Origin of the sequence: Pseudoduganella flava, from assembly GCF_007830495.1 — a bacterium.
GTDB lineage: Bacteria > Pseudomonadota > Gammaproteobacteria > Burkholderiales > Burkholderiaceae_D > Rugamonas > Rugamonas flava.
Window position 1 is genome coordinate 71062 of sequence record NZ_VLKW01000010.1, and the last position, 17180, is coordinate 88241.

Consider the following 17180-nt stretch of genomic DNA (forward strand, 5'->3'; position numbering starts at 1 on the left):
TCACACGACCGTCTTCAACAGCCCCACGCCTTCGTCGGCGCTGATCGCGTCGTCGAGGATCCGGTCGAGGATCCGCTCGATCGCATCGCCGTCGCGTTCCGGCGGCGCCGCGGCAGGCATCGGCGCTGAGCCGAACGCGTCGGCCATCCAGTACCGTTCCTTGGCGAACGGGTAGCCGGGCAGCCGGGCCCGCACGGGGCGGCGCGGCCACAGCGCCTGCCAATCGACCGCGGCGCCGCGCACCCATTGCTGCAGCAGGTCGGCAGCGGAACGACCGCCCGGCGCCACGGTTGCGCCGCCAGTGCGGGCCGCCTGTCCGGCGATCGCTGTGCCGCCGTCGAGATAGGCCTGCAGCTGGCGCGCCAGCGCCGCCGCCGAATCGGCGACGAAGCCGACCCGCTCTTCCATCGGTTCGCGCCCGACCTGCAAGGTGTACGCAAGCGCTGCCAGGTTCGGCGCGTCGCCACTCGCCAGCACGGCCAGCAGGTCGGCGCAACGCTGGCGCAGCTGCTCGGGCGTGCGCGCGGACAGCGGAACGGCCAGCGGCCCGGCGGGCGCGGTGATCGGGTCCGGGGCGTCGTCGTACTGCTTCAGTACGAGGTGCACATTGGTGCCGCTGTGGCCGAACGAATTGAGTGCCGCCATGCGCGGCATGCCGGGTGCGGCCAGCCACGGGGTGCGCGTGCGCGTCAGGTGGAACGGCGAGCCGTCGAACTGGATCAGCGGGTTCATCTCGCTGAAGTTCAGCAGCGCCGGCAGCTCGCCGTGGCGCATCGACAGCAGCACCTTGATGATGCCGATCACACCGGCCGCGGCGGCCGCGTGCCCGATGTGCGACTTCGCGCTGCCGACGGCGCACCAGGCTTGTTCGTTGCTGTAGCGGCGGAACGCCCGCACCAGCGCATTCGTCTCGACCGGGTCGCCCAGCCGTGTGCCGGTGCCATGCGCCTCCACGTACGTGATGTGCCGCGGGTCGATGCCGAAACGGTCGTACACGCTGGCGATCAGCTGTTCCTGCGCCACGCCGTTTGGCGCCGTGATGCCGTTGCTGGCGCCATCCTGGTTCATGCCGGAGGCGCAGATCGTCGCGTACACGTGATCCCCGTCCGCCAGCGCATCGTCCAGGCGCTTGAGCACCAGCATGCCCACGCCTTCCGAGATCACGGTGCCGTCGGCCGCCTTGTCGAACGTGTGGCAACGGCCGCTGGGCGACAGCATGTCGATGCCGTCCAGCCGCACCAACAATTCCTGGTGCATGCAGGCGTTGACGCCGCCCGCCAGCACCAGGTCCGACTCGCCGTTGCGCAGGTTCTCGCAAGCGAGGTGGATGGCCACGGCGGACGACGAGCAACCCGTGTTGACGACGAACGCAGCGCCGTTGAAGTTCAACGCGTACGACAGCCGCGAAGCGATGATCGCATCCGACAGCCCCGTGAACGTATCGCCCACGTAGCCGGCGGGCTCGGCACCGATGAAGATGCCCGTCTGGCTGCCGGCCAGCGCCTTCGGGTTGTAGCCGGCATCTTCCAGCGCGTTCCAGCTCTCCTGCATCACAAGGCGCTGGTGCGGGTTCATCGACTCGGCTTCCTTCGGCGAGATGCTGAAGAACAGCGGGTCGAAGCAATCGCGCTCGGCCAGCACGCCGGCCCATTTGCAGCGCGTCTTGCCCTTCCGCTTGGCGGTGCTGAAGGCCGTGCGCTGGTCCAGGTAATGGGCCGGCACTTCCTCGACGCCATCGACACCGTCGACCAGGTTGCGCCAGAATGCGTCGACATTGCCCGCCTTCGGGAACTTGCCGGACATGCCGACGATTGCGATTTCCACGGGACCGTGGCTGGCGGCACGCGGCGCGGCCACGGCGGGCGACGCTTCCCGGGCCACCGCTTCCTCGACCACTTCGACTTCCTCCACCACCTCCTGCGCCGACAGCGCCGCCGTCACCTCGGCGGCATGGGCCTCCGCCAGGTGCCGCGCCAGCCGCTCGACCGACGAGTACTCGAAGATGACGGCCGTGTTCAATGCGATGCCGAAGCGGGCGTTGACGCGGTCGATGAAGTTCACGCCGAGGATCGAATCGATGCCGTAATCGGAAAATGCGATCTCCGCATCGATGCCGGCCGCCGGCATCTTCAGCGTGGCGGCCAGGCAGTCCAGCACCGTGTCGCGCACCTGGCGCGGCAGGTCACCGCGCACCGGCGCGGCCACGCGGCGCACCCGCTTCGCCACGACGCCAGGCACCGCTTGCCGGACCGGCACCGCGGTGAGCGGCAGGCGGATCACGCCGTCGCTGCGCGCCACGACGACCTGGCTGCCCAGCGCACGGGCCTCGCCGCCGGGCAGCAGCACGTCGCTGAAACCTTCTTCCTGCAGCACGCGCCGCCACGTTTCCGGGTACAGGCCCGGGCAGCCGGGAATGCGCAGCGGCGCATCCTCGAAGCGCCACCAGCCGTCCAGCAGGCCGAACGTCAGGTGGGTCGACAGCGAGCTGTCGGCCATCTCGGACAGCACGATGAAGCCATCCTTGTGCAGCGCCGACTTGGCGTGCCGCAGCGTGCGGCGGATGTCCACCGTCGCATGCAGCGCATTGGTCGACAGCACGAGGTCGTAGCTGCCCGGCACGAGGCCCTGTGCGGACAGCGGCTGTTCGATGTCCAGCCGGCGGCACACGATATACGGATGCTCCGGCAGGTAGTTGCGCTCGGCGTGGAAGAAGAACGCTTTCGACAGGTCCGTATAGCAGTATTCGGCCATCGCGGCGGCATACGGGCGCAGTTGGTCGAACACGAGCGCCGATGTGCCGCCCGTGCCCGCGCCGATCTCGAGGATGCGGATGCGCGCGGCGGGATCGGCCTCCAACCGGCGCCGTACATACGCCGCGACGGTGGCGGCGACGATGCCGTTGAACGTATCGGCCGTCGGGTTGTTGCGGTACAGGCCGGCCACCTTGTCCATGGCGCCGTTCGGGAACACGACATCCGTCGCGGCCAGGTCGCCCCGCAGGACCGCCGGCAGCGCGTCGATGCATTCCTCGACCAGCACGGCAAGCGCTGCGGTGGCAGGATCCTGCCGGAACCGCACACCGGCTTCGCGCATTTGCTCCATGTCCGGCGCTTCCCAGCGGTGGATCGTTTCGCCGTCGAACACCGCGGCGCCTGCCCGCGCCAGCAGCGCAAGGCACATCCGCAGCCACGGTTCGTACTTGTCCGCGATCGCGCAGCGCGACTGCAGTTCGGCGACGGTGCACGGCAAGGTGGCGCCGGCGGCGGAGCGCAGCCGCTCCAGCTGCACCAGCACCAGGCCGGCCATCCAGCCGTCCATCGCCCGTGCCGCGTCGGCGCGCACCAGCTGCGCAATGCGTTCGCGATCGATCTGTACGGCGCCGGTATCGAGGGTTACCGGAGCGGTGCCCGTCGCCAGCGCAGCGAACTCGCGGGTGTTGCAATGCATCAGCGCGGCCACCTCGGGCGCCGCGCGCATGCACAGCACCTGGTGCAGCCGGCCGGCGCGCAGTGCGCCGACAAAGCGTTCGAAGGCGGCGAATCCCTCTTCGTCGCTCAGTGCGGCGAGGCTGCGGGTGGAGACGTTGTCGAGCTTTTCGATGCGTTCCTTGACGGCCGCCTGCCAGAAGCCCCAGTTGATCGTGCCGACCGGGAACGGGCAATCGGAACGGATTGCGCGCACGAAGCTGTCGCCGAACGTGATGCCCGTCGCATAGGCCGACAGCTTCGACGCGCCCGAGAACGCGTACCCCTGGCCGGACGAGAAGAAGCACAGGAAGTCCAGCGGCTCGTCGCGCAGCGCCGCGTAAAACGCGGCGCTACCGAGCGTCTTCACTTCGAGGATGTCGCGGAACTGCTCTTCGCTGGTCCGGTCGATGCCGTTCTCGGTGCCGAACACCATGCTGGCGAAGATCGCACCGTGCACGTGGCCATGCTTGCGGCGCACCGCGGCCAGCGCGCGGCGCAGCGCCGCTTCGTCCAGCGCGTCCGCCTGGACGTACTCGGGCTGCACAGGCAGCGCATCGAAGGATGCCAGCGCTTCCCTGATCCGCGGCGCATCCGCTTCCGCGCGGCCGAGCCAGATCACGTGGGCATCGTAACGCTCGATCAATTGACGCGTCATCACGCGGCCGACGATGCCGCTGCCGCCGGCAATCACGTACACGCCGCCGTGCCGCAGCCCCGGCTGGGCCGCCGCGTCCCACTCGAGGCGCAGGAAGCCCTGGCGGTAACGCTGGCCACCGGCCAGGCGGACCAGCTCGCCGCGATCCGTGGCCGGCTCGCGGGCCAGCGCCGCGACCAATGCCGCGCGTTGCGCTTCATTGGCGAGGTCGGCCGAATCCAGGTCCACATTGCGAACGTGGAAGTGGTGGTCGCCCTGTGCCGCCGCATAGGCCAGGCCGGACGCGCCGGCGCCCCAGCAGCGCGGCGTGGTGCTGCCGTGGTTGTCCACGGTGACGACCCACGTATCGACGGCCGCGCCCTTGCCGTCCCGCTTCAACGTCTTCAGCAACCGCAGCAGCTGGATCTCGTTGCTTTCCTGGGCGGCGCGCACGTCCAGCGGTGCCGCATCCTCACTGCTCGCGAGGAAGTAAAGCGCATCGACCTGGCCGACGTCGTGCAGGCAGGCGTGCCAGCCATCGCGGTCGGCGATTCCGCACGTGCGCTCGCCGGTGCCCTGCGCAACGGTTGCGTCACCCAGCGACACCTGCACGATGCGTGCGCCGCCGGCAGCGTAATGCGCGGCCAGTGCCGCATCCAGGCCGAAGCAAGGCCCGGTGCGCACCAGCAGCACCGTGTTCGGCGCCGGCGCCGTTTGGCTGGACGGCAGCGGCGCTGCGGTCCAGTCCTGCAGGTAGCTGATGCCGTCCCAGGCGGGGGCTTCCTCTTTTGCCGGCGCGCTTGCCGCCACCGGAGTCTTGGCCGATGGGGAAGCCGCGGCGATCCAGTAGCGATCGCGCGCGAACGGATAGCCGGGCAAGCCGATGCGGCGCGGCTTGCGCGTACCGTAGAACATGGTCCAGTCCAGCTCCAGCCCCTTGGTCCACAGCTCCATCAACTTGCCGAGCTGGCAGCGGCCGAGCCACTTCGCCACGATCGTCGCGCGCAGTTCGTCGTCCTGCGCGATCATCCGGATGCTTTCCCTGTGCTGCTTGACAGACCCCAGCGCGATGCCGTCGGGCTGCTGGCCGGCCAGCCAGCTGTCCAGCGCGGCAGTCAGTGCTCCCACGGAATCGACCAGCAGCGCAAGCCGCTCGCCCATCGCTTCGCGGCCGATCTGCAGCGTGTACGCCAGGTCGAGCAGGTCGACGGGCGCCTCGGCGGCACGCAGATGCGCCAGCAGGTTGCGCGCGGCCTGCCGCAATTGCTCGGTGCCGCGGGCGGACAGCGGCACGATGACCTTGCCGTGTTCCGTGATCGCGTCGACGGCGCCGGACTGGCGGGCGGCCGGCACGTGCTCGGCCACGACCAGGTGCGCATTGGTACCGGAAAAGCCGAACGAGCTGATGGCGGCGCGCCGGCGCCCGCCCTGCCATGGCTGCAGGCGGGTGTTGACGCGGAACGGGCTGCCGTCCAGCTTGATATGTTCGTTACAGCGCTGGTAGTGGATCGTTGGCGGCAGCGCGCGGTGCTGCAGTGCCAGCAACAGCTTGATGAAACCGGCCGCGCCGGCCGCCGGCAGGCAGTGGCCGATATTGCTCTTGACGGAACCCAGCGCGCAATAGTCGCGCTCTTGCGTGAAGGCGCCGAACGCCGCCTTCAGCCCGGCCACCTCGATCGGGTCGCCCAGCTTCGTGCCGGTGCCGTGCGCTTCGACGAAGCCGATCTGCGCCGGGTCGATCGCGAAGCGCCGGTACACGGATTCGAGCAGCCGCGCCTGCGCTTCCTCGTTCGGCGCCGTGATGCCGTTGGTCTTGCCGTCCTGGTTCACGCCCCAGCCTTCCAGCACGCCGAGGATGCGGTCGCCGTCGCGTTCCGCGTCGGCCAGGCGCTTCAGCAGCACCACGCCGACCGCCTCGCCGGGGACGAAGCCGTTGGCGCCCTGGTCGAACGTGTGGCAGCGGCCGTCCGCGGACAGCATGCCCGCCTGCGCCGTCATGATGTGCATCGCCGGCCCCGTCATCACGTACACGCCACCGGCCAGCGCCACATCGCTGTTGCCCGCATTGAGGCTGTCGCAGGCGCCGGCAATGGCCACCAGCGACGACGAGCATGCGGTATCGAGCGAGATGCACGGGCCGCGCAGGTTCAGGAAGTACGAGATGCGCGCCGCCAGGATCGACGCCGCGGCGCCCGTGAAGCCCTGCGCGGTGAACTGGGCCGGAGCGCCCTGCAGGTAGTCGCTGGGGCCGCAGCCGACGAACACGCCGCACTGGCTGCCCGCCAGCGCCTGCGGGTTGTAGCCGGCATGTTCGATGGCGTGCCAGCACGCCTGCAGGAACAGGCGCTGTTGCGGTTCCATGCACTCCGCCTCGGTCGGCGAGATGTTGAAGAACAGCGGATCGAAGCGGTCGTAATCGTCCAACGCACCCAGCCACTTGCTGTACGTTTTGCCGGCTACCGGCGCGCCAGGCTGGAAGTGCTCGGCCACGTTCCACCGTTCGGCGGCCACCTCAGCGATGCAATCCCGCCCGGCCGCCAGGTTGGCCCAGAATTCGTCCACATTGCGCGCCTGCGGGAACTGGCCGGCCATGCCGATGACGGCGATCGGGCTGGTCATCCGGTCGGCCGTGTGGTCGCGCCCTGGCCTTGCCTCGGGTGCCGGCTTGCCGCGCCAGGAAACCAGCGCGGCACGGGCAGCCTTGCGCGGCACCGGGGCTGGGACAACGGGTGCCGGTGGCGCCGGCGTTGTCACGTGCGCGGCCTGTGCGACCAGCGTGGCGATGTCGGCCAGCGACGGATGGCTGTACACCTTGGTGGCCTCGATGGCGGTGCCGTAATGCTCGTTGATCTTGCGTACCCACGTGACGCCGGTGATCGAATCCAGGCCCAGGTCGATGAACTGGGCGTTGTCGTCGATTTCGCCGGGGTCGAGCAGCAGCTCGCGGGCCAGCATCGTGCGCAGGTGGGCGACGATGCCGGTGGGTTCGACGGCCGGAGCTGCGGTGGCCGGAGCTGCGGCCACTGGCGCCGGTGACGTACCGCCGACCAGCCGGGCCATCTCGTTCAGCGTGGGGTGGCTGTACACCTTCGTTGCCTCGATCGCCGTGCCGAAGTGCTCGTTGATCTTGCGAATCCACGTGACGCCCGTGATCGAATCGAGGCCCAGGTCGATGAACGGCGTATCGTCGCCGATCTCCCCCGGCTGCAGCAGCAGTTCGCGGGCCAGCATCTGCCGCAGCGTGTCGATCGCCGCACCCGTCGGGACGGCGGTCGGCGTCGGCGCAGCCGGGGTCTCCGGCGCAGTGCCGAAGCGTGCCTGGATGGCGGCCAGCGTGCCGGTATTGCCGACAAACGTCTGCTCATGCATCGCCACTTCGCGGCGGTAGACATCGTCGCGGGCCGCGCGCAGCGCGTGCGTGCACAGGCCCTTCAGTTCGACCAGCCGGGCGCGTGGCTGCCGCGCGATCCGATGCGCCAGCGCCAACGCGGCCGGCAGCACATCGCGGCGCGGCAGTACGGGCAATGCCATTCCACGTTCAAGCAGGTCCGCGCCGGAAATCTCCACGGCGCTCAGCAGCGTTTCGCGCGCCAGGTCCAGGCCGATCTTTGCCGGGAACGTCAGCGTGGAACCGGCGCCTGGCGTGAAACCGTAGGCCATGTAGGGACTGCGGTAGCGGCTCTCGCCGGACAGCAGCACCAGGTCCGCATACATGCCGAACGACCAGCCGCCGCCGATGCCATGGCCCTGGATCGCCGCGATCACGGGGACCGGGCATTCGAGCGCGAGCTCGAACACCTTCTCGTCCGTGAAGCGGGCCTGGCCCTCCTGGATCGCCAGCAGGGTTTCCATCGTGCCGCCGGTAGCGAAATAGCTGTCGTAGCCCGTAACGACGACAACGCGGATCGCCGGATCGCTTGCCACCAGCGCGAACACTTCCTTCAGCCCGTCCACCAGCTCGGCGGAAAACATGTTGCGGGCAGCGCGGTCCTGCATCGTCACGACGATCACGCCGTCCGGATGGGCCGTCGCCGTGACGACCTGCGAGCGCAGTGCCAGTGCACCGTCGCGATCCTGCGCGACAGGCGCCGTCTGTGCCATTGGCGCGGACCGCGGCAGCGCGGCCATAGCGGCCTGCAGGTGCGCCACCTGCGCCTGTTTCCAAGCCACCGCGGTGTCGCGCGGCCATTGGTGCCAGAACGCGGCCATTGCCAGCGCGGCATCCAGCGGGTCTTCCGACGCCAGTGCAAGGCCGTAGGCCGCCAGCTCGGCGCCGGTGCGTTCGATACCTGCCAGGCAAAGCTCGGCACCCAAGGCGCCGCCCAGCCGGAGCTCGGCCAGCGCCGCCAGTTCGCGCGCGTCGAACGCGGCCGCCGCTTCGCCGGTGATGCCGTAATTGCCACCCACGCGGTAAGCTGCCGCATCGGCCGCGAGGGCTGTGAGCCAGCCGGTGCCGCGAACATCTCCCTCGCAGGCGACGATCACTGGGACCGCACAGGCCTGCACGCTGTGCAGCAGGCGCGTAGCCGCCGCGGCGTCCAGCGCCGGCAGGAAGCCGTCGACGGCGCTGGTGACGATCACGCTGTGGTGGTCATCAGTGTTTGCCAGCGCCGCCTCCAGGTCGTCGAGCATCGCGCTCACGCTGCCACGGTCCTCCAGCTGCACCCGCAACGCACCGTGGTGCGCCTGGAGCGGGGTTGTGCGCGCAACGACGGGTGCATCCGGCGACAGGGCGTCCACCAATGGCTTTACGGTGCGGGCCAGGTGCGTCTTCAGCAACGACAACGCAAGCCTGGGCTTCTTCGCCAGCTCGGCGGCCAGCGCACGGGCCTGGGCCAGCGGATCGGACGCGACGGGACACGCCCAGCCGATATCCTGTAATCCCCGGCCGCGCGGCGCTGTGGGCCGGTACAGCAGGGCCAGCGCGGGCGCATCGCCCAGCCGGGCGCGGAACAGCCGCTCTTCCGCGGCGCTGGGGAAGATTCCCTGCTCCAGGCCCGTATAGCGGTACTCTCCCCCTTCACCCGCCACCATGAAGTCGCAGACGGCGGCCAGCAACAGGCCGGCGCCGGTGGCGCCCTGCGCCGGCACGGCGATCACCGGACAAGGGAATGCGGCGATGGCGCGCAGCAGGCCGGAAGAAATGACCGCATTGCAGGCGGCCCGGTCGCCATGCCAGAACTCGGCCTGGCGTGCCGTCAGCAGTACGGCCTTCAAGCCCGGTTCGCGTTCCGCTTGTGCCAACGCAGCACACAAGCCGTCGACCAAGTCGACGACGCCGCCCGCATCCGCTTCGATGACGAACACGCCGTCACCACGGTCGAACAAGCGGATCGGCGCGGCGGCGGCGGGGCTGGCCGGGTCGGCCAGCGCGAGCACGGGCCGGCGTGCCGGTGGCTGCATGGGGATGTCGGCACCGGCACCCAGTGCGATCTGCGCAGGCTTGCGTGCGACGGGACTCTGCACCGGAGCGGCGGCCGCCAGCGTGATTTCGCGCGGCGGCGTAGCGGGCGCCGGTTGCCGTTCTTGTTCTTGTTCTTGTTCCTCTTCCGGCGCCGGCTCCGCCACGTCCAGCGCGAGGCCAAGCAGCCGGACGCAGACGTTACCGGCAACGTCGCAAACGTCGACGTCGATGGCGCCCTCCGCACCCGCATGGGGCGCCAGCAGCACCTGGCGCGGGCATGGCGCGAACACTTGCAACTGCGCCAGCGCGAGCGGCAGCGCGCCGTCAGCCGTCTTGTCCAACCAGTTGCCGATCGCGCGGCACAGCGCGGGCGCCAACGCAAAACCATCTTCTCCGTGCTCACCCAGGTCGGTGGCTTCCAACGCTTGCGCGGCCACGTCCACGGTCGGCCGCGCCAGCGCCGCGTACCGCGCATGCGCCTGGCACAGCACCAGCTCACCGTCGTGGATCTCGACATCCACGGCATCGTCGCCCTGCCCGAACACGGCGATGCCGATGTCGGCACCAGCCCGCACCGGGTCGCCCCACGCCACGTCATGCAGCGTCCACGTGCCATCGTCGGCACGCGGCGCGGCCAGCCGGACCGCCGCCAGCGCCATCTCCAGTACCAGCAGTGGCGGCAGCACGGCCGTACCGGCGCCGTTATCGAGGAATGCCTCGCTGCCGGTAAAGCGCGTGGCGAAACCATGCCCTGCCAACGTGGACACGTTCGCATGCACGAGCGGATGCAGCGCCGGTGCCGCGGCCTGCACGGAGACCGGCGCATTCCAGTAGCGCTCGCGGGCAAACGGATACGACGGCAGGCTGACCAACCCCGGTGCGGCACCATCATCGAGCTGGCGCCAATCGATGTCCTGTCCCTTCACCCACAGTTGTGCGAGGCGCGGCAGGTCCGTCGTCGCCTCCATATCCGCCGCATCCACCTTGCGTGCCTGGCCGCGCCAGAATGCTTGCCCAGCCGGCCCGCCAGCCAGGAATGCCCGCAGCCCATCCGCCAACTCATCCAGCGACGCGGCGACCAGTGCCAGCCGCTCCTCCATCGCCTCGCGCCCGACCTGCAACGTGTAGGCGACCGACGCGAGCGCCATGCCGTCATCCTCGAGCGCCGCCAGCAGATCGCGGGCACGCTGCTCCAGCTGGGCCACCGTGCGGGCCGAGAGCGGCACCAGCACGGGGCGCGCCGCCACAGCGGGAGCGGCGGGGGCGCGGTATTCCTCGACGATCACGTGCGCATTCGCACCGCCCGCCCCGAACGACGAAATGCCGGCGATGCGCGGCGCCGGGCGGCCATCGCGCAGCGGCGTTTCCCACTGCCGCAGCGCCTGATTGACGGTGAACGGCGTTGCGGCGAAATCGATGTGCGGGTTCAGCCGGGCCGAATGCAGCGACGGCACGATCTGCCGATGGCGCATCTGCAGCAGCACCTTCGTGATGCCGGCGATGCCTGCCGCCGATTCGCAATGCCCGATGTTCGACTTGGCCGAACCGATCAGGCATTGCGCCTGGCCGCCTGCACCGAACGCCCGCGTCAGCGCCGCGATCTCGATCGGGTCGCCCAGCTTCGTGCCGGTACCGTGCGCCTCGACATAGCTGACGTCCGCCGCATCGATGCCCGCATCAAGCAGTGCGCGGCGGATCACGTCCGCCTGCGCCTGCGGATTCGGCACCGTGTAGCCGTTCGTCTTGCCGCCATGGTTCAACGCGCTGGCACGGATCACACCGTAGATATGGTTGCCATCGCGTTCCGCATCGGACAACCGCTTCAGCACGGCCACGCCGACGCCTTCGCCGGGAATATAGCCGTCGCCGCCTTCGCCAAAGCTCTGGCAATGGCCGTCGCCGGAGATGAACTGGCCGCCGGACAGCATCGTGTATTTGTTCGGATGGATGGTGACGTTGACGCCGCCCGCCAACGCCAGGCTGGTGCGGCCCAGCCGCAAGTCCTGGCACGCCAGGTGCAGCGCCGTCAGCGACGACGAGCACATCGTGTCCAGGGTCAGGCTCGGACCGTGCAGGTTCAGGAAGTACGACACGCGGTTGGCAATGCCGGCCAGGGTGCCGGAGACGTTGTATTCACCATACATCACGCCCGCATACACGCCGACCTGGCCCGGCAAGCCGTTCGCGTCGGGGATCTGCAGCGCGGCGCGGGTGTAGCCGGCGTCTTCGATCGCCATCCACGCGTGCTGCAGGAACAGGCGCTCCTGCGGGTCGATGCCGGCCGCCTCGCGCGGCGCGATGTTGAAGAAGCGCGGGTCGAATTCGTCCACGCCGTCGATGAAACCGCCCCATTTGCTGTAGTGGGCGCCGGCGTGGCCGCGGTCCTCGCTGTAGTATTGCCGCCAGTCCCACCGCGAAGCCGGCACTTCGACGATGCAGTCCACGCCATCGCGCAGATTGCGCCAGAACGCGGCCAGGTCCGGCGAATTCGGATAGCGGCCGGACAGGCCGACGATCGCGATCGGCTCGGACGTCGCCGCCCGCGGTGGTTGTGCCGGTGCGGCTTGGGACCGCTGGCGGCCACGCGGCTGACGGGGCTGCGGTGCCGGTGCGGCGGCGGCCACGGGCGCGGTAGCACCGAACATGCCGGACAGCTTGCCGCCATGGCTGCGCACGAAGTACTCGGTCAGCTCGTCGATCGTGCGGTACTCGAAGAACAGCGTTTTCGGCAGCACGCCGAACGTGGCCTCGAGCCGGCTGGTCAACTTCATCGCCAGGATCGAGTCGATGCCGTATTGCTCCAGCGCGGCGCTCGTGTCGATGCGCTCGGCCGGAATTTTCAGCACGACGGCGAACTCGCCGCGCAGGAAAGTGCCGGTTTGCGCCGCGACGCCGGCAGCGGGTGCCGCAGCTTGCGTCACCTGCCGTACCGCCGGTTGCGCCATGCGCCGCCCCTGCAATGCCGCCGCGATCGTGGCCGGCTCGCCATGCATCACCATCAGCGCGCCCTGCTCCGATGCCAGGCAACGGCGCAGCGCAGCAAGGCCCGTGGCGGTATCCAGCGAGCGCAGGCCCGTGCGGCGCTCCAGCAGCGCCCTGCTGTCGGCATCCACGTGCATGCCGCCTTCGAGCCAGTGCGGCCACGCGATCGCCACGGTGCGGCCGTGCCGCTGCCCGGCCGCGACCAGGCCGTTGCGATACTGGGCGTAAGCATCCAGGAAGCCGTTGGCGGCCGCGTAGTCGGCCTGCCCGACATTGCCGCTCCACGACGCGATCGACGAGAACAACGCAACAAAGTCGAGCGCCATGCCGGCGCTGGATCGGTCCAGGTTCGCAGCGCCGGCCACCTTCGGGCCCAGCACTTCCGCGAACTGCGCGGGCGTCTTCTTGACGAGGAAATCGTCGCGAGCGATGCCGGCGCTGTGGACGATGCCGTGCAGCTTGCCGTGCCTCCGCACCACCGTCTCCAGCAACCGGGTGGCTTGCGCGGCATCGACGACATCGGCTTGCACATAGCTCACGTCGCCGTCGCGGCGCAGCTCCTCCAGTCGTGCTGCATCAGGATTGGCGCGCCCGGCCAGCACCACGTGGGCGCTCGGCGCGGTGCGCAGGATGTCGCGCGCCACCAGCGTGCCGAGGCCACCCAGGCCCCCTGTCACCAGGTACACGCCGCCTTCGCGGTACGGACACGGGGCAGCGTCGGCCGGCGCGGCGAGCGCGCTCCAGCGGCGCACCTGGCGCTCTTGCCCGGTGTAACGCACCACGCAATCGGCCGGCGCCTCGGCTTCGGCACGCAGGCAGCGGGCTATCTCCGCAGGTGGCATCCCGGCGCGCACGAACACCAGTTGACCGATGAGGTTCGGGTTCTCCAGCGTCGCCGTTTCCAGCATGCCGGCCAGCCCGGCCAGCAGGCGGTGCTCTTCCGTATCCGTGACGGCAAGCTGCACCAAGCAGGTGCCGGCCGGCTTGTCGCGCAGGATGCGCCGCAACGCATCGAAGCATGCCAGCGCCACGTTCGAGTAGGCCTGGGCCACGTCGTCGCCGTCATCAGGTACCGACGTGCAGCGCGCACCCGGCATCGCCGCGGCCAATGCCGCCTGCTCCGCTTCCGGGAAACCGACCAGCAACATGTGATGCGTGGCGTACGTACCGTTGCCCTGCAGGGACGGTGCGCGCTCCCAGCGCGGCGTGGCGAACAGCGTCTGTACCGCGGCCGCCGGGGCGCCGTTCAGTGCCTTGATGCGGGCCATGGCTTCCTGCCCCGTGAGCCGGCCGGCGGCCAGCTCGCGATAGATCTTCGACAGCGCTTCTTTCATACATTCCCCAATTCCACGGCGTCGTCGACCGTGATGTCGTTGTTCAGGATGGCGTTAATGACGGTCTGGTAATGCACCTCGTCGAAGGCGGCGTCGCGCAACGGGCGCGACGAGAAGCCGCGCAGCTGCACGCAGACGTTGCCCGCTCCGTCGCACAGGTCGATGTCGACCTTGACCAGCGTGGCGTTCGTGCCGGTGCCGCGCACCCACGCCAGCATCCGCGGCGGGCAAGGCGCATGCACCCGTACCGCTTCGACGGCGAACGGCAGGCACGGCGCGACCGCGCCGCCCACCACGTCGCCCAGCAGCGCAACGCCGGCTTGCAGCGCGCTGTCCAGCAGGCTTGGATGCAGCACCCAATCGGCGCCGTTGTCCGCCGCGGCGGGCAGTTCCAGCGCGGCGAGTAGTTCGCCGTTCCCCACGTTCAGCTGCGTGATGCCGCGGAAAGCCGGGCCATAATCGAGGCCAATGCGGGCGAACGCCTCATACAAGGCCTGCGGCGCAGGGCCGGCAGTTGGCATCCGTGCCCGCAGCAGCGCCACGTCGAGCGGCTGGGCGGCACCGCCCACGGCGGCAACGCAGCTGCCTTGGCAATGCGGCACGTCGGCGACACCGCTATAGACTTCGAAGCCGTAGCCGCCGTCTTCCTCGAACACGGCGATCGACACGTCGGTGGGCGCCGTCACCGCGAGCGGCTGCGCCCAGGCCACGTGGCGCAACTCCAGCTGCGCAGCCGGCACGTGCGCCGCGTCGGCTAGCGCCGCCCGAGCCATCTCGAGGAACGCGACGGCGGGCAGCACCGGAGCGCCGTTGACGCGGTGGCCGGCGACGAAGAACTCGCCACCCGTCAGCAGGCTGGCGTAACGCTGCTGCGTCAGGTCGGACACATTCCGGTGCAGCAGCGGGTGCAATGTCTCCCGCGCCGCCGCGGCCTTGCCCTCCACCCAGCAGCGTTCGCGGGCGAACGGATAAGCGGGGAGCACCATGCGCCGTGGCGGTTCTCCCGGGTACAAGCGGCCCAGGTCCGTTTCCATGCCGCGCACCCAGATGTCGGCCAGGCGGCCCAGGTCACCCCGGGCGATCCAGCCGTCGATCACGCCCTGCATCGCCGCGTCGCCGGCGAAAACGGCCAGCGCGGCACCGTCACGCGAAGCCTGGCCCTGGCGCACGGCCATGCCGGGCTTGCCCGCTTGCCAGCCGCGCAGTGCCGCGACCAGCTCTTCCACCGAGCCCACCACGAGCGCAAGCCGGTGGTCCATCGCATCGCGGCCGACGCTCAACGTATAGGCCAGCCGCACCAGGTCGACCTGCTCGTCATGCTCCAGGTAGTCCAGCAGATCGGCCACCTTGTTGGCCAGCTGCTCGGGCGTTTTCGCCGACAGCGGCACCAGCACCGGCCGGGCAGAGGCCGGGGTCTCCGTCGCAGCCACATGCTCGCCGATGACGACGTGGGCATTGGTGCCGGAGAAGCCGAAGGAGCTGACGGCGGCAAGCCGCGGCGCGGCGCTGGCCCAGTCGCGATAGGCCGTGTTGACGTGGAACGGCGAGCCGTCGAACGCGATGTGCGGGTTTGGCTGGTCGTAGTGCAGCGACGGCACCAGCTTGCGGTGCCGCATGCACAGCACGGCCTTGATGATGCCGGCCACGCCGGCCGCGTAGCCCGTATGCCCGATATTGGTCTTTACGGAACCGAGCGCGCAGGCCCCTTTGCCGGCACCGGCGCCGTTGTACACGGCGGTCAGCGCATTGACCTCGATCGGGTCGCCCAGCGGCGTGGCGGTGCCGTGCGCCTCCACATAGCCGATCCGCTTCGGATCGATGCCGAACTTGCCATAGGCTTGCCGCAGCAGCCGTTCCTGCGCCGCCCCGCTGGGCGCCGTGATGCCGTTGGTCTTGCCATCCTGGTTGATGGCCGACGCGCGGATCACGCCGAGGATCTCGTCGTTGTCGCGCCGGGCGGCCGCCAATGGCTTCAACAGCAGCACGCCGCAGCCTTCGGAAAACACGATGCCGTCGGCCGACGCATCGAACGCGGCGCAGCGCCCGTCATGCGAAGGCATGCCGACCTGCGACGTCAGGATGTGACCCAGTGGCGTCGTCAAGACGTTGACACCGCCGGCCAAAGCCAGCTGGGTTTCGCCGCTGCGCAGGCTTTCGCAAGCCAGGTGCACGGCGACCAGCGACGACGAACACGCCGTGTCGATCGCCAGCGCAGGCCCTTTCAGGTTCAGGTGGTACGCGATGCGCGCGGCCTGGATGGCTGTCGACGTGCCCATGAACGCGGCACCCGCCGTATCCTGCCCGGCACCGGCCAGCACGCGGGCGTAATCGCCCGCGCCGCAGCCCACGTAGACGCCGCATGCCACGTTCGCCAACGCGCCCGGCGCATAGCCGGCGTTCTCGATCGCCTTCCAGCACTCCTCGAGGAAGATGCGCTGCTGCGGGTCGATCAATTCCGCCTCGGCCGGCGCGATGCCGAAGAACAGCGGATCGAACGCGTCGATGCGGTCCAGCAGCCCGGCCCACTTCGAATAGGACGTGTGCGGATGGCCGGGTTCGGGGTGATACCAGCCCGGGTGATCGGCCCAGCGCTCGGCCGGCACTTCGACGATGCATTCCCGGCCGGCAGCCAGGTTCCGCCAGAACGCGTCGACATCGGCGCTTTGCGGGTAGCGGCAGGACATGCCGATGATGGCGATGTCGTCGGCCTCTGCGGCGGGCTTGTCGGCGGGCGCGGAGGTCATCGGTGCGGCCACCCGTGCGATCGCCTGTTGCGCCACGCGGCGCAGCTCGAGCGTGTCGAACACGGCGACCAGCGCGCCCTCCGCGTCGACGATCTCGACATAGCATTCGACCACGTCGCGCTCCAGCCGGCGCAATGCGGCGTGGCAGCGGTAGTCCGCGCCGGCCAGCTCGCGGAGCGGCGTGACGCGGCCGATCCGCACGGGCAGGAACTGGTCGTTGCTGACGCCGTACTGGCGCGCCGCCAGCCAGCGCCCGTAATTGATCGCCGTGCAGACGGCGCCATACAGCACGAACGGATTCGTCGCGAACCGGTACGGATGTTCCGCCACGTGGATCTCGCCCGTCGCCTGGCTGGTGCCGAAGCGAAGCGCGCGCAGCGGTGCGTAACACGTGCCGGCATTGGTGGGAATATCCGCCGCGCCCAGCTCGTGCTCGACGGCGAAATGGCCGTCGCAACGGATGGCCGCCGGCTGCGCGGCCGCGACCAGGCCCTGCATGTGCACCCGCTCGTCGCGGAAATCGGCTTGGGCGCTGGAGCGCACCGAGAACTGCACCGCGGCGCCATGGCGGCGGAACCGTACCTGCACGTGGATGTCACGGTCCCGTGCACCCAG

2 protein-coding genes (1 of these 2 running past the window's edge) are annotated in these 17180 nt (G+C 69.7%); both read right to left on the minus strand.

Translation table 11 applies throughout. The annotated features are described in order from the left end of the window. The gene (locus tag IP92_RS22580; RefSeq protein ID WP_145879443.1) at positions 1-13821 is read right to left on the minus strand and encodes an SDR family NAD(P)-dependent oxidoreductase; all 13821 of its coding nucleotides are present in this window, start codon (positions 13819-13821) and stop codon (positions 1-3) included. Next, positions 13818-17180, minus strand: partial view of an SDR family NAD(P)-dependent oxidoreductase gene (locus IP92_RS22585; protein WP_145879445.1) — the final stretch only. 11817 nt of this gene lie beyond the right edge of the window; 3363 of the gene's 15180 nt are visible here — the last part of the coding sequence; its start codon lies beyond the right edge, outside the window; it ends in the stop codon at positions 13818-13820. The genes IP92_RS22580 and IP92_RS22585 overlap by 4 nt, the downstream gene beginning before the upstream one ends.